At 52.9% G+C, this 14,794-nt stretch carries 14 protein-coding genes and 1 riboswitch; of the genes, 9 read left to right on the top strand and 5 right to left on the bottom strand.

Annotation, left to right across the window (positions count from 1 at the left end):
• Positions 1 to 23 precede the first annotated feature (23 nt).
• The 3 genes from WNY38_RS02105 to cobA form a co-directional block, all read right to left on the bottom strand.
• A complete protein-coding gene (locus WNY38_RS02105) occupies positions 24 to 1,241 on the bottom strand; it encodes an MFS transporter (RefSeq protein WP_342855654.1) in 1,218 nt (405 codons plus the stop codon).
• A 111-nt stretch (positions 1,242 to 1,352) separates the two neighbouring features.
• Positions 1,353 to 2,642 (bottom strand): cobyrinate a,c-diamide synthase, encoded by a 1,290-nt coding sequence (locus tag WNY38_RS02100; RefSeq protein WP_342855653.1) that lies wholly within the window; start codon positions 2,640 to 2,642, stop codon positions 1,353 to 1,355.
• Positions 2,639 to 3,499, bottom strand: coding sequence for a uroporphyrinogen-III C-methyltransferase (gene cobA, locus WNY38_RS02095; RefSeq protein ID WP_342855652.1), 861 nt, complete (start codon positions 3,497 to 3,499; stop codon positions 2,639 to 2,641). Before cobA ends, WNY38_RS02100 begins: the two co-directional genes overlap by 4 nt.
• A gap of 116 nt (positions 3,500 to 3,615) precedes the next feature.
• Here cobA and WNY38_RS02090 point away from each other — a divergent pair, with 116 nt between their 5' ends.
• From WNY38_RS02090 to WNY38_RS02070, 5 genes are all read left to right on the top strand, one after another.
• On the top strand, positions 3,616 to 4,671 hold the full coding sequence (locus WNY38_RS02090; RefSeq protein ID WP_342855651.1) for a cobalt-precorrin-5B (C(1))-methyltransferase: 1,056 nt from the start codon (positions 3,616 to 3,618) through the stop codon (positions 4,669 to 4,671).
• Between the two features lie 14 nt (positions 4,672 to 4,685).
• Positions 4,686 to 5,417 carry a cobalt-precorrin-6A reductase gene (locus WNY38_RS02085; protein WP_342855650.1) on the top strand — a complete coding sequence of 244 codons (732 nt, stop codon included), beginning with the start codon at positions 4,686 to 4,688 and terminating at the stop codon, positions 5,415 to 5,417.
• Entirely contained in the window at positions 5,414 to 6,037 is a 624-nt protein-coding gene (locus WNY38_RS02080) for a DNA-3-methyladenine glycosylase 2 family protein (RefSeq protein ID WP_342855649.1), read from the top strand. The genes WNY38_RS02085 and WNY38_RS02080 overlap by 4 nt, the downstream gene beginning before the upstream one ends.
• Positions 6,037 to 6,702: a dienelactone hydrolase family protein gene (locus WNY38_RS02075; RefSeq protein WP_342855648.1), complete on the top strand. Its 666-nt coding sequence runs from the start codon at positions 6,037 to 6,039 to the stop codon at positions 6,700 to 6,702. The genes WNY38_RS02080 and WNY38_RS02075 overlap by 1 nt, the downstream gene beginning before the upstream one ends.
• 581 nt (positions 6,703 to 7,283) lie before the next feature.
• Complete coding sequence (locus WNY38_RS02070; protein WP_342855647.1) at positions 7,284 to 7,868, top strand: HNH endonuclease; 585 nt, start codon at positions 7,284 to 7,286, stop codon at positions 7,866 to 7,868.
• Between the two features lie 2 nt (positions 7,869 to 7,870).
• Here WNY38_RS02070 and WNY38_RS02065 read toward each other — a convergent pair whose 3' ends face one another.
• Positions 7,871 to 8,830, bottom strand: coding sequence for a radical SAM protein (locus tag WNY38_RS02065; protein WP_342855646.1), 960 nt, complete (start codon positions 8,828 to 8,830; stop codon positions 7,871 to 7,873).
• Between the two features lie 296 nt (positions 8,831 to 9,126).
• On the opposite strand from WNY38_RS02065, the gene zwf reads away from it, so the two are divergent.
• The 4 genes from zwf to WNY38_RS02045 all read left to right on the top strand — a co-directional run bounded on the left by zwf (position 9,127) and on the right by WNY38_RS02045 (position 13,794).
• Positions 9,127 to 10,581 carry a glucose-6-phosphate dehydrogenase gene (gene zwf / locus WNY38_RS02060; protein ID WP_342855645.1) on the top strand — a complete coding sequence of 485 codons (1,455 nt, stop codon included), beginning with the start codon at positions 9,127 to 9,129 and terminating at the stop codon, positions 10,579 to 10,581.
• Positions 10,578 to 11,249, top strand: a complete 672-nt coding sequence (gene pgl, locus WNY38_RS02055) for a 6-phosphogluconolactonase (RefSeq protein WP_342855644.1) — start codon at positions 10,578 to 10,580, stop codon at positions 11,247 to 11,249. Before zwf ends, pgl begins: the two co-directional genes overlap by 4 nt.
• A 98-nt stretch (positions 11,250 to 11,347) precedes the next feature.
• Positions 11,348 to 12,964, top strand: coding sequence for a glucose-6-phosphate isomerase (gene pgi / locus WNY38_RS02050; RefSeq protein ID WP_342855643.1), 1,617 nt, complete (start codon positions 11,348 to 11,350; stop codon positions 12,962 to 12,964).
• A gap of 134 nt (positions 12,965 to 13,098) precedes the next feature.
• Positions 13,099 to 13,235: riboswitch (FMN riboswitch) on the top strand.
• An 88-nt stretch (positions 13,236 to 13,323) separates the two neighbouring features.
• Positions 13,324 to 13,794: a 6,7-dimethyl-8-ribityllumazine synthase gene (locus WNY38_RS02045; RefSeq protein ID WP_342855813.1), complete on the top strand. Its 471-nt coding sequence runs from the start codon at positions 13,324 to 13,326 to the stop codon at positions 13,792 to 13,794.
• Positions 13,795 to 13,884: 90 nt separating this feature from the next.
• On the opposite strand, the gene WNY38_RS02040 is transcribed toward WNY38_RS02045, so the two are convergent.
• Positions 13,885 to 14,454, bottom strand: coding sequence for a DUF882 domain-containing protein (locus WNY38_RS02040; protein WP_342855642.1), 570 nt, complete (start codon positions 14,452 to 14,454; stop codon positions 13,885 to 13,887).
• Positions 14,455 to 14,794: the final 340 nt, after the last annotated feature.

Raw genomic sequence — 14,794 nt, 5'->3', positions numbered from 1 at the left:
AAAAGCTGCCTCGCTATAGATGGTTACGCCTTTTTCGGCTGCATCCAAAGCCAAATCAGGGCAGCACCTGCCAAAGTCAAAAGTGGGATCATCGCAAGGTTCACGGCGCTCCACCCGTCTTGTGGTGTGCCCCCAGAGCAGTTCATCAATCCACCAGAGGCGAGCGAAGCAAAGGTCACGCCCCCAAATACCAAGAGATCGTTCATGCCCTGAACACGTCCGCGCTCGGAGGGCTCATGCGAGGATGATAACATCGCAGTGGCACCGATAAAGCCAAAATTCCAACCGATCCCAAGAAACACAAGAGCGACAAAGAAGTTGCCAAGTGTGACGCCAGACAAGGCCACAAGGCCTGCGATGCCTAAAATTGTCAGGCCAATGGCCATGATTTTCTCGACGCCAAAACGTGCAATTAAAGAGCCTGTGAAAAAAGACGGAATGAACATAGCCAACACGTGAAAAGACACCACGTCTGCGGCATTGTTTTGCGTGAAGCCGCAGCCCACAACCGCCAAAGGTGTCGCGGTCATCACGAGGTTCATCAAGGCATAAGACACCATGCCCACAATGATCGCCACAGCGATACGCGGGGTTTTCAACAGCTGCCATTTCGAACGCCCAAGGCTTTCACCCGCTTTCGCTACAGGTGGCTTGGGGATGTTGAGGAACAAAAACAGCGACGAGCCTATGATATTGATCGCGATCACCGCCAAATAGGTGCCCAAAAATGGCACGACCATGGCTTGTGATGTGAGCTTGACCAGTTGCGGCCCAATGATGGCCGAGGCCAGTCCGCCGGCCATCACATAAGAAATCGCCTTAGGGCGAAACTCTTCAGAGGCCGTATCTGTCGCGGCAAAGCGAAAGAAGCCTTGGGATGATTGATAGACGCCCGTGAACAAACCGCCGACTACAAACAGCCAAAAATTCTGTTGTAGCAACGCGATAGCGCCAATCGCTGCGCCAAAAGCACCTGCGCCAGCGCCGATAAAAAAACCTACCTTGCGACCATGTTTTTGCATGAGGTTCGACATCGGTGTTGCCGTCAGCATAGACCCCAGCACGGTGGCCGTGATCGGCAGGGTCGCAAAACACAAATTAGAGGCCAACGATTGCCCTGCAAGCCCCGCGATGGTGAAAATCATCGCCATTTGCGCGCCCAAAAGGGCTTGGGCCGCGACCAAAATATAGACATTGCGTTTGGCGCGTGCGTGTTCGGCTGCTGTGGTCAGGCTTGTCATATGGGGCTTCTTTTTGGCCAAGGTGTCAGGCCTATCTGTGTAGTGCTATTGAGCGAAAAAAACACGCGACAAATTGTGCGCATGGGTGTTCGCATTTATGATCATTCGTCTTTACGCGCGGTCGATCAAATGCATGAAAGATCCTGAGACGGATCCGTTGATCAGCCCTGTGTCGGGCAAATCTTGATCCATAGCGTCTTTGACTTTGAACAAGGGTGTGCCTGTGGCTTTTAATGTTGTTGCATAATGAAATTCATGGGCGCACCAAGGACCTTGGAAAAGACCGCAATCGGAGTGCACCGCGCGATATCCCAAGTGTAGTTTTCGTGTTGCAAAGGACGTCTCTAACCCCAAAAGCCCCGCCATTTTATGGCGCTGGCCCGTGGCGTCGATCATGCCATCGCCCAAAACCATATATCCCCCGCATTCGCCGTAGACAGCGCGGCGCGCGGCCGCTTCGCGCAGGCCCTGCATGAAATGGTGATTGCTTGCCAGTTGGCCTGCATATAATTCTGGATACCCGCCAGGCAAATAGGTCAATTCAACGGCGGGTGGTGCTTGATTTGCGAGGGGCGAAAAGAACGATATTTCCGCGCCTTGGTTGCGCCAATCGGCCAATAGGTGCGGATAGGCAAAAGCAAAAGCAGCATCTTGCGCCACGGCAATTGTTTGTGCCGGCGGCGTCAAAGCGGTGTGTTTAGGGGCAGAAGCCACATTGCCCGCCAGCGCCAAAATTGCATTTAAATCAACATGGGCAGCAACGCTATCAGCCACTGTATCTAGATAGGCATCCAAATCATGGCGCTCTTGGGCCTGAACCAATCCAAGATGGCGATCAGGGTGAATGATGTCGGCGCTGCGGGGCACCGCGCCCAAAACAGGCACATCCACATGAGCCAAAGCGCGCACAAGCATGTCGCGGTGACGCAGCGATCCGACTTTGTTTAAAATGATGCCCTTGATGCTGATACGCGGATCATGACCGACAAACCCCGCCACAACAGCCCCAATGCTTTGCGCCATACGCGACGCGTCAATGACCAAGATCACCGGAATATCGAATACACGCGCCAAATCAGCTGAGGCGCCTTTGCCATCCAATGCTGGATCAAGGTTAGGGGCGCCATCAAACAGTCCCATCGCGCCCTCGATGATCAATGTGGTGTCAGCATCACTTTGGGCAAGAGATTTCAAGCGGCTCGGACACATCGCCCAAGCGTCCAGATTAAAACAGGGCTGGTCACAAGCGGCCTCATGAAAGCGCGGATCGATGTAATCAGGGCCGGATTTGGCCCCACGCACAGCAAAGCCACGCTGCGTTAAAGCACGCAAAATCCCCAAAGTCAGCGTGGTCTTGCCCGACCCCGAACTGGGGGCTGCGATCAAGACAGCACGGGTCAATCGCGCAGCTCTGCGGGTTTGCCGCGTCCCAAAGGATCAAGATTGCGCGGTTTTTCACCTCGCTCCAAAGCCTGCCAATCCAACACCTGACGCATCAAGACTGATCGCCCCACGCAAATAATTGCGGGCGGCCCCATTTCGGTATTTGCGATGTCATCAAGCATCGTGCCCAACGTGGTTTCTAGCACCTTTTGATTTGGCGTTGTCGCTTGGGATACGATCGCAACAGGTTCATCCAGCCCACGACCAGCCCCAAGCAGGCCTTCGCAGATAGACTGCGCATGTTTCATGCCCATATAGATGACCAAAACACCAGACGCGCGCGATAAAGCATCCCAATCCAAGGTCTTCGTTGCCTCGCCGGTTTGATCGTGGCCGGTGACAAAGGTCACAGACTGATTCACATCGCGGTGGGTCACGGGAATGCCAGCATAGGCCAAGCCGCCGATGCCAGCAGAAATGCCTGGAACAATACGCACATTGATGCCGCGTTGGATCAAAGTTTGCGCCTCTTCGCCGCCACGTCCAAACACAAATGGATCGCCGCCTTTCAGACGCATCACCCGTTTGCCTTGCTGGGCCAGTTCCACCAGAGTCAGCGAAATATCGATCTGCTTGGCAGAGGGTTTACCACCACGTTTGCCCGCATATATTTTTTCAGCGTCATCGCGCGCCCATTGCAAAATCTCAGGCGCGACCAGCGCGTCATACACAATCACGTCTGCTTGGCGCAGCGCATTCACAGCGTGCAATGTCATAAGACCGGGATCACCGGGACCTGCGCCGCACAGCCAAACCCATCCAGGTTCGATCGCGGGCCAATTGCCTGTGGGCAAAGTGAGTGTTGATTCTGTCATAATCGATTTATGACGCAGCGCGCGGGGCTAGGAAAGGCCCGACAGATGCAAGAGCTGGGCCTTTGGACAAGAATACGCATAGCAATTCGCCGCACGCCCGTTTTATAGTCGGCACAATGACAGATGAACCCACACCATTGCGCCGCGGCTGGACCACGGGCGCTTGTGCCACCGCCGCCACGCGCGCGGCCTTGATGCAGCTGTGGGGCGAGGGCTTTCCCGATAAGGCGCGCATCACCTTACCAAAGGGCGAGCGGCCTGAGTTTGCGTTGTCTTATAAGAACTTTGGAACAGATTGGGCCGAAGCTGGCATCATCAAAGACGCAGGCGACGATCCTGATGTCACGCATGGGGCCGAAATTCGTGCCCGTGTGACGCGCTCCAATGGCGGTGTGGTGTTCAAAGCAGGCGCAGGCGTTGGCACTGTGACCAAAGCGGGCCTGCCGATTGGCGTGGGCGAACCTGCGATCAATCCTGTGCCGCGCGACATGATGACAGCGCAAGTTGTCGAGATGGCTGCGCGTTTGGGCCAAAGCCCTGATATTGAAATTACGATCTCTATCCCTGATGGCGATAAAATCGCCCTGAAAACATGGAACCCGCGCCTTGGCATTCTGGGCGGGTTGTCGGTTTTGGGCACCACGGGCGTTGTGCGACCGTTTTCCTGTGCCGCTTGGATCGCCTCTATTCATCGCGGTGTTGATGTGGCCCGCGCCGAAGGCTTGATGCATTTGTCTGGTTGCACTGGGGCCACGTCTGAGCGGGTTGTTCAGGCGCATCATGGACTTACTGACGCGGCGATGCTCGACATGGGAGATTTCGTTGGTGGGATGCTGAAATATCTCGTTAAACATCCTGTGCCACGAGTCACCATTGGCGGCGGTATCGGCAAAATCGCAAAGCTCGCCCAAGGTGAGATGGATTTGCATTCAAAACGCGGCCAAGTGGATTTGCAGTTTTGGGCGGACCGTCTTGATTTGCCTGAGATCGCCTCGGCCAATACGGCCCTTGAGGCGAGCCAAATTGCAAGGCCTATTTTTGCAAAAACCGTGGCCGAGATAGCATTGAAAACCGTCAATGCGCGGTTCAAAACCGCCTTTGACGGCACATCAATAGAGTATGACATCGTGGTGATTGACCGCGCAGGTGCCATTTTGGCCACAGCTTCTTAAGAAAGACAAAAGCTATGATCCTACTTCTCGCGGGCACCGCAGAGGCGCGCAACTTGGCGGGCTACCTGAAAGACGCTGGCATTGCTTGCGTCGCATCCTTGGCGGGGGCGACACGCAACCCGATGGATCTTGGCGTGCCAACGCGCATCGGTGGGTTTGGCGGCGCAGAAGCATTCGAGGCCTTTTTGATCGGCGAAAACATCACGGCCGTGATCGACGCCACACATCCGTTTGCCGATAAAATCACCGCCCGCACGGCGCAGATTTGCCAAGACCGCGCCCTGCCGTATTTGCGTTTTGAGCGTGCACAATGGATTTCACGCACAGGGGACGCATGGCATCGCGCAGATACTTTTGCCGACTTGGATCGGTTGATCCCTAAAGGCGCGCGGGTGTTTGTCGCGACGGGGCGTCAAAGCCTTGATCACTACGGGGCTTTTGCTGACCGTCATCTGATGTGTCGCGTGATTGATCCGCCAACTGTGCCGTTTCCTTATCAAAATGGTGAATGGATCATCGGGCGCCCACCGTTTTCAGAAGCACATGAACGCGAGATATTTGAACGGCTCAAACCCGATTGGCTTGTGGTGAAAAACGCAGGCGGGGCAGGTGGCAAAACCAAACTGGCCGCCGCACGGGCTTTGGGCCTTCAGGTGGCGATGATGACGCGGCCCGAAGCGCCTGCGGGAATCGAGCGGCGTGAACAGATTTGCGACGCGCTGGAATGGGCCGAGCAATTCGCATGAGGCGCATCACCTGTCAGGCGGATGTGGATGCAGACGCCGCAATCTTGGCGACAAAGTACCCGCAGTTCACCAAAGCTTATGGTCTAACTGGGCAGCTACCTTTGCGGCTGCGCAAAGATGGCTTTGAAGAATTGATGTCCGCGATTGTCTCTCAACAGGTTTCTGTCGCCTCAGCCAAGGCCATTTGGAAGCGGGTTGTGGATGCTCAGTTGCACACGGAAGCAGCCGTGAGCAGCGCCTCGGATGAAGACCTGCGCGCTTGCGGATTGTCGCGCCCTAAAATGAAATATGTTAAAGCTTTAGCAGAGGCAAAAATCGACTTTGAAGCTCTGCGTGCGGCCTCAACCAACGAGGTGATTGCTGTTTTGACTGAGGTCAAAGGCATCGGGCGCTGGACGGCCGAGATTTACGCCAAGTTTTCGCTTGGGCACGCTGACGTCTTTGCCGCCAATGATTTGGCCCTGCAAGAAGCGGCAAAAATGCTGTTTGAACTCGACGCGCGCCCGAACGAGAAACAGATGCGCGCCATGGCCGCAGACTGGGCCCCCTATAGGTCTGTTGCAGCGCGGCTTTTATGGGCCTATTACCATGTTGAGAAAACCCGAGAAGGAATACGTTGATGTCTGTGCTCGATCATAAAATGAAAGAAAGCCAATCCGGCTCGGCCCACTCGGTTGTGGTGTTTTTACACGGCTATGGGGCCAATGGTGCGGACCTTTTGGGTCTGGCAGATCCTATGGCTGAACATATGCCGGACACGATTTTTTATTCCCCTGATGCACCTGAGCTTTGTGCTGGCGCGCCTGGTGGGTTTCAGTGGTTTCCCATTCCTTGGATTGATGGATCATCAGAAGAGGAATCGCGGGTCGGCTTGGAGCGCGCGTCGCACGAATTGAATGCCTATTTGGATGATCTTCTTGTCGATCTTGATCTTGAGCCTGCCCAAATGGCCATCGTTGGCTTTTCCCAAGGGACTATGATGGCGCTGCATGTGGCGCCGCGCCGCGAAGATGCGGTCGCAGGTGTTGTTGGCTTTTCAGGGCGTTTGCTTGAACCTGAGATGCTTGAAGACGAATTGCGCGTGAAAATGCCTGTTTTACTGGCCCATGGCGATGAAGACAACGTCGTGCCGCCGCAGTCTATGCCGGATGCAGTGCAAGCTTTGGAAGCTGCAGGGTTCGAGAAGGTTTATGCACATTCGATGGAAGGGACTGCGCATGGAATCGATCCTGAAGGGCTTTCAGTCGCTTTGGCGTTCTTGCGTGAGCGCCTTGGCTACGAATAAACGCAACGTTCGGTGAGGGATTTGCGCTTGCTTCGACATAAAAAAGCCACGTGCTTTCAAGTTCCCTTACGTTATTTACTCTAATTTTATGTTTTTGGCCAAATACTGACAGAACCACTTGACGATTTGCGCCATATTGTTACCCTTTTGTTAAGAACCAGTTGGAGGAGAGTCCCATGGATATGATTATTACTTTGAGTGCCGCATTTGTTTTGTTGATTGCTGGCGTCGCGTATTTTCCTCAACCGCAGCCACGCAAAATTCGCGTCCGCGTCGAAGACAAGCGTCGCTAGGGTTTCAGCTGCGAACAGCTTGACGTTCGTTTGAAATATCGGGTGTGTCTATTGTTGATTGCACCGCGCCAAATCAAAGATCGTATGGATTTCCATACGATCTTTTTTTGTGCAATCTGTCACACTGACGTCATCACATGCGTCTTATTATTCAGCCCATGCCGATCATATATACAGGGGTCTTGTCAGTATTAACCCCCGATATATAGTGGGACATGTCTAGGACGCGCGTTTGACCGCAGACGCCCGTGCCTCGGCTCGTTGAAAGAGGTGCGATTGGAAGTGCAAATGGACAGTGATTTTCGAACCGATTTTGTCAGAGAACCGAATATTCGCAAGGCGCATCCTGCTTTGGTGCTCAATGCCGATTATCGCCCCTTATCCTATTACCCTTTGTCTTTATGGCCATGGCAGGAGGCAATCAAGGCTGTATGGCTTGATCGCGTTGAGATCGTCGCTGAATACGACCAAGTGGTGCGCAGTCCCAGACATGAAATCAAGATACCGTCTGTTGTCGTCCTTAAAGATTATGTCAAACCTCAAAAGCGCGTGGCCTTCACGCGCTTTAATTTGTTTTTACGGGACGAATTTTGCTGTCAGTACTGCGGATCTATGGGCAATCTGACCTTTGATCACGTGATCCCGCGGGCAAAGGGCGGCATCACATCTTGGGAAAACGTGGTCGCAGCCTGTCAGCGTTGCAATTTGCGCAAAGGGTCGAAATCTTTGCGCCAAATAGGTATGAAGCTGCGTAAAACGCCGCGCGCGCCGGAATGCGAGCAGTTGCGCAATGTCGGACGCAAGTTCCCGCCAAACCATTTGCACGACAGTTGGATCGACTTTTTGTATTGGGATTCAGAACTGGAAGCCTAGGCTTACGCCGAACAAGACGCGCCGCCCAGCACACAGAATTTCGCACAATGTGGGTGGTTTAAGGCCACGTCTTTTTCAGCCTCTTTCAAGGTCGCACCCAGATCGAATTGACGGTCATAGGGCAAGAGTGTGCAAGCGGCGACAGACGGTTTTTCGCCTTTGCGTTTCACAACCATGCGCGAGCTTGAACACATCACGCTGTCGGGGGATTTGTTCAAAATGCTCCAGCACGCTGTCGTAATTTCAGGCACTTCAATTGAAGCATCCATTTCGGGAAAAATTACAGTCATTGCAGGGTCTTGCGCGTCGATCTTATAGTCGCGTGTTTGGAAAAGTTTGGCAAAACCAGTGCGCGCTTCGGTATCTGTTTCATCCCACAACGAGCGCGCCGCGACGGCCATGGTGAAATCGTTGTCTCGCAACCAATCCATGCCGTCCAAAGTTCTAGAAAAGCTGCCTTTGCCGCGCATTTCGTCATGGTTTTCTTCAGACCAATGATCGAGCGATACCCGCAAAGTCAGTTTATCGGGAAATTCAGCACTCAACGCTAACAGCCCTGCTTTCATGGAGGGGCGCTGCATTGGGACCATAGCGTTTGATAGGATCAGCACCTCATAGCCGCGTTCCAAAGCAGCGCGCGTGATGTCGATCATTTGCGGATTCATGAAAGGTTCGCCGCCGGTAAAGGCGATCTCGCGCAAGGACCAGTCTAAGGTGTCCAATTCATCCAAATAGCCACGCACTTCGTCAGCAGAAATATAAACAAGCGCATCATTCGTGGGGGAGCTGTCGATATAACAGTTAACGCAAGTGATGTTGCACAAAGTGCCCGTGTTGAACCACAGCGTCTGCGGGTTGCTTAAAGACACAGTTGCGCGGGTGTCACCATCAGCAGTTACCTTAGGATCGATGAATTTTTCACCATGAGGCCAATTTGGGCGGGTCGCGTCAAAGTCTTTCATTGGGTCGTCCGTTGTGACTGGTTTTATCTGTGGTATGCGTTTGTTACATTATAGAAAAGTAAGTTTTGGTCATTCAACGGCATTGTGAACAGGCCTTATTTTATTGGTGAAATGGTATGCCAAATTGATTGCAGACGAATGGTAAAACGGATGCTAGACTTTGCTGAAATGGGAAGTTAAACCGTAAGCGTTAGCGCTAACGACAATTTTAAAAAGAACTGTCACGGCGTTGGAATACAATGGTGACGGCGGCTTCACGCAGACTGTGCCGCTTGAACGCACAAAGGAGACACATCATGGTGTCACGCGTCATTCCAGTCGAAAACTTCGACTTGGTTATTTTTGGCGGCACGGGCGATTTGGCCCGCCGCAAAATTTTGCCGGGCTTGTACCGCCGTTTTTGTTCCGGTCAAATGCCCGCCGAGGCGCGCATTATCGGCGCTGCGCGATCTGACTTTGATACGCCAGAGTTTCGTGACCTTGTGCGAGAAGCGATCCATGAGTTCTCTGAAAAGAACGACTGCGACGAGTTCAAAATCGAAGAGTTTTTGGCGCAGTTGCATTACGTGACCATCGACGCAAAAGGTGAGGACGGTTGGCCTGAGTTGAAATCTTTGATGCGTGATGACGTGGTCAAGGCCTTCTATTTCTCTGTCGCGCCTAGCCTGTTTGGCGCCATCGCAGAGCGTTTGCGCCTGAATGGTATTTCCGACGCAGACAGCCGTATCGTGGTTGAAAAACCTTTCGGGCGTGATTTGCCAACTGCCAAGGCGCTCAACGCTGATTTGGCTGCGCATTTCGACGAGACACAGATCTACCGCATCGATCACTATCTCGGTAAAGAAACCGTGCAAAACCTTATGGCTGTGCGGTTTGGCAATATTTTGTTTGAACCTTTGTGGAACGCGCAATACATCGACCACATTCAGATCACAGTGGCTGAAACCGTCGGTGTGGGCGGACGCGGTGAGTATTATGATCGCGCTGGCGCCATGCGCGATATGGTGCAGAACCACTTGATGCAGCTGTTGTGTTTGATCGCGATGGAACCGCCAAGCAAATACGACCCTGACGCTGTACGGGATGAAAAGCTTAAAGTTATCCGCGCCTTAGAACCTATCGCGCCACATCACATCGTGCGCGGTCAATATGACGCGACGGATACAGACCAGTCTTACCGCGAAGATGCGGGCGATCCCAAATCGCGCACGGAAAGCTATATCGCGTTGCGTTGTCAAATCGCCAACTGGCGGTGGGCCAACACGCCGATTTACATTCGTACCGGCAAGAAACTCAAAGCGCGCGCCTCTGAAATTGCTGTGGTGTTCAAAGAGACCCCGCATTCAATTTTTGGCGAAGAAGCTGGCACCCACGCCAATGTGTTGCGCATTCGTTTGCAGCCCAACGAGGGCATGACATTGCAAGTGACGATCAAAGAACCAGGCCCTGGTGGCATGCGTTTGATCGATGTGCCGCTTGATATGTCTTTCGCCGAGGCTTTAGACGATGCCGACGCGGATATTCCAGACGCCTACGAGCGTCTGATCATGGACGTGATCCGTGGCAACCAAACCCTGTTTATGCGCGGCGATGAAGTCGAGGCAGCTTGGGCATGGACCGATCCGTTGATCAATGGATGGAAAGCGCGCAACGATGTGCCAAAGCTCTATGACGTCGGTTCTGCCGGACCTGAGGACGCTGCACTGATGCTGAAACGTGAAAACCGCACGTGGCGGGAGATCAAAGAATGAACTTTGTCGATTATGTTGACCGCGATGCTTTGATGCTTGGTTTGGCTGATATCATCGCAGGTGAATTGACTTCGGCGCTGGATCATTCCGATCGCGCGTCTTTGTGTGTCCCTGGCGGCACCACGCCGGGGCCGATTTTTGACACTTTGTCAGGTGTCCATTTGGCGTGGGATCGCGTTGATATCTTGCTCAATGACGAGCGCTGGGTGCCCGAAACCTCTGATCGTTCGAACACGGCCTTGCTCAAGCGCCGCTTGATCTCAGGGCATGCCTCTGGCGCCAATTTGATCCCATTGCATACAGATGTCCCAACGCCGGAAGAGGGCTTGGATGGCTTGATGTCTGCCGTGGATGCAGCTTTACCACTTGATGTTTTGGTGCTTGGCATGGGTCTTGATATGCACACGGCCAGCTTGTTCCCCGGTGCAGATCAGCTTGAACTGGGCTTATCTGATAAAGCGCCGACATTGCTTGCCATGCGCGCACCCGGCGCACCAGAACCTCGGATCACATTGTCTGCACGCGCTTTGAAAACGGCTGTGTCGACCCATATTTTGATCACGGGGGACGAAAAGCGCGATGTCTTGGAAAAAGCACGTAAGTTACAGCCGTTCGACGCGCCGATTGCTGCGTTTCTACGCGGTGCCACTGTGCATTGGGCGCCGTAAAACAGGCGGTCTATGCGACGCTGATGACGCTTTGATCCCATTAGGGACACATAAACTGTTTTAGACTAAAACGGGGTCACACCCTGATAGGAGATACCATGTCCGTTGATTTTTCCGGATTGAAAGCATTAAACGCTGCCGCCGCTGATCGTCACATTCTGGATCTGTTTGCCAGTGATGCCGCGCGGGCCCAGTCGTTTTCTGTCGAAGCCGACGGGCTTTTGTTTGACTACTCGAAAACCAATATCGATGCAGCGCAAAAGGCCAGCTTGATTGATCTGCTCGAACAAGCAGACGTCGCAGGCAAACGCGAGGCAATGTTCTCGGGTGAGAAAATCAACGACACCGAAGGGCGCGCTGTTTTACACACGGCTTTGCGCAATTTGGATGGCGATGACATCATAGTTGATGGCACTGGCATTATGAAAGGTGTGCGGCATGTTTTGGCGCGCATGGACGATTTTGCAGATCGCGTGCGCCGCGGGGACATTACGTCATCCTCGAATGCGCCGTTTGAGAATATCGTCAACATCGGGATCGGTGGATCTGATCTTGGCCCTGTGATGGCTTATGAAGCGCTTCGACCTTATGCCAATGGACCGCAGTGTCACTTCGTTTCAAACGTCGATGGCGCGCATATCTATGACGTTCTCAAGGGGCTCAACCCCTTGACGACACTCGTTATTGTCGCCTCCAAAACATTTACGACGATCGAGACTATGACCAACGCCCAAACCGCACGAGATTGGCTTGTTGAACGTGTCGGCGAAGAAGGCATTTCACGCCACTTTGCAGCGCTCTCAACGGCACGTGACAAAACCGCGGCCTTTGGCATCGATCCTGACCTTGTGTTTGGGTTCGAGGATTGGGTTGGCGGGCGCTATTCCGTCTGGGGCCCGATTGGTCTGCCCTTGATGCTAGCTATCGGTCCGCAACATTTCGCGGATTTCCTGCGTGGCGCGCAAGCGATGGACACACATTTCCGGACAGCACCTTGGGCTGAAAACCTGCCAGCGCTCTTGGCTTTGACAGGCATTTGGCACAACCAAGTCTGCGGTCATGCGACGCGCGCGGTTCTTCCTTATGAACAACGTCTTGTGCGGCTGCCCGCTTATTTGCAGCAATTGGAAATGGAAAGTAACGGCAAACGGGTGTCGATGGATGGAGAAGATCTGACATTCAATTCCGGTCCTGTAGTTTGGGGTGAGCCAGGCACAAATGGCCAACACGCGTTTTACCAGCTGATACATCAAGGCACCCGCGTTGTGCCTTGCGAATTCATGGTCGCTAAATACGGTCATGAAGCAGGTCTTGAGCACCAACATGAATTGCTTGTGTCTAATTGCTTGGCGCAATCCGAAGCGCTGTTGCGTGGGCGCTCGTTGAGTGAGGCGCGTGACATCATGAGTGCCAAAGGGTTTGAGGGCGCTGAACTTGAACGCCAAGCTCGTCACCGCGTATTCCCGGGCAATCGTCCGACAACAACATTGGCTTATGAACGCCTAACGCCTTTCGTTTTGGGGCAAATCGTTGCGCTCTATGAACATCGTGTCTTTGTCGAAGGCGTGATCTTGGGGATTAATTCTTTTGATCAATGGGGCGTTGAACTTGGCAAAGAGCTTGCCGTCGCATTGCAGCCTGTGTTGGCTGGAACTGAATCAAGTGCTGACAAAGATGGATCAACGCAGAGCCTTGTAAAGTTTCTTAAAGTCTAAGCTATTCATTATGATTTTGATTGGGCTCGCGGGGAAACTTCGCGGGCCTTTTCTATGCCAATAAGTCGCGATCAAAGGGCTGTGCTATCCACTGCGTTGCCCTTGACCTTTTTCTTGAGCAGCCCTAAATTCAAATCAGTTCTCAGGGCGGGGTGTAATTCCCCACCGGCGGTTATAGTCCGCGAGCGCCTCGCACTTAAAAATGCTTGGGTCAGCAGATCTGGTGAAATTCCAGAACCGACGGTTAAAGTCCGGATGGTAGAGAATGGAATGCGGGCAGGGGGCTTTGGCTCGTCGTTCGTGTTCCTTCGAGCTCTGGGACCTAACAGTGTAAACTCAAGGGTTCCAAAATGACTGATATGACTTCAAACTTCGAAACTTCTTCTCCTCGCATAGCGTTTATTCGCGCCCGCTGGCATGCGGATATTGTGGATCAAGCCCATGTTGGCTTTGTCGCACAAATGACTGCGCATGCGCCAAGTGCTACCACTGATGTTTATGATGTCCCTGGTGCGTTTGAAGCGCCTCTTTTGGCAAAGCGCTTGGCCAAAACAGGTAAGTATGATGCGATTGTTGTCGCGGCCTTAGTCGTTGATGGCGGTATTTATCGCCATGACTTCGTCGCTGACGCTGTTGTCTCTGGCTTGATGCAGGCGCAGCTGGAAACAGAAGTACCAATGTTTTCGGTGTCATTGACGCCGCACCATTTCCATTCCACTGAAGACCACATCAAGTTCTACACAGAACATTTTGTGAAAAAGGGTGCAGAGGCCGCAAATGCAGTGCGTGATATTCTCGCGCTCAAACTGCCTGAACCTGTGTCGGCGTAAATCGTATCAGTTGATGATACATTGTGAAAACAAATGAGCCGCCCTTTGGGGCGGCTTTCGTTTTTGATGCTCAATGATTAAAAACGTCGTTTAGCCGTTCCAAGTGCGGATAGGACCACAATCCATATGCACAAAGTTTGAACCACGATAGGTTCCAACACCACCCGCAGAACAGTTTTTGGCGGCAGAGGCCATTTGGCTTACGGAGCGAGATTTCAGGCGCAAATCAGCGGCTTCGCCTTTCATGTGGAGGGAGTTCTTGGCTACCCCGCTTGAGCGAGAGCGCAGCATGTTATTGGTTTCAGGAGAGCGATAGCCGGAGAGCAGCATGTAAGGCTCATTCACGTCCATCAACCCATGCGCGGCAGCCATGATATCAATTGTGCGAGCGTCGATTGATTTCACTTTATTGTTGCGCCAGTCGCGGAAGAAATAAGTGACTTCCTTGAGAGCTTCGTTGATGTACTCGCCTTCGACCCAGTAAATTGTATCGATGCTTTCACCTGTACGGCCTGAATACATACGAAGTCTACGGATGTCGCCTGAACCGCGCAAGAACCCCGCCGCGTTGGCATAAACTGGAGCGGCGGAAAGGGTGACTGCTGCAAAACTTCGCAAAAGCGTGCGCCGTGTGATTGCGCTGGACTTGTTTGTCGTCATGATCTCAAGCGTCCCGTTCTTATCATTCCCGCCTCAACGCGGTACATTCCTATGTGCCGTTTTTACGACATTCTAACTCATTCACAGCCGTCAACATTGACCTAGATCACCCCCAAATCGGAGACTCACAGCGTCGCGGCGTTGTTTCAAGGCTCACTCAAAACGAAACCAAAGTTACACCAGATAAAAGCTTCGCTAACCAAAACCTTGCCAATTTCTTTATTTGGCCTAGCTGATTTGCATTTCTTAAAGTCAATGATGCTACTGTCAGTGTTATGGCACAAAGTGAATCGCCCTCCAAGCATCCCTTTATAGAGAGGCACTAAATGGCCGAAAAGTA

The sequence above is a fragment of the Pacificibacter sp. AS14 genome, from assembly GCF_038899935.1.
Classification (GTDB): domain Bacteria; phylum Pseudomonadota; class Alphaproteobacteria; order Rhodobacterales; family Rhodobacteraceae; genus Celeribacter.
The sequence above is the reverse complement of the archived record's forward strand: the minus strand, read 5'-3'. Positions and strand labels throughout refer to the sequence as shown.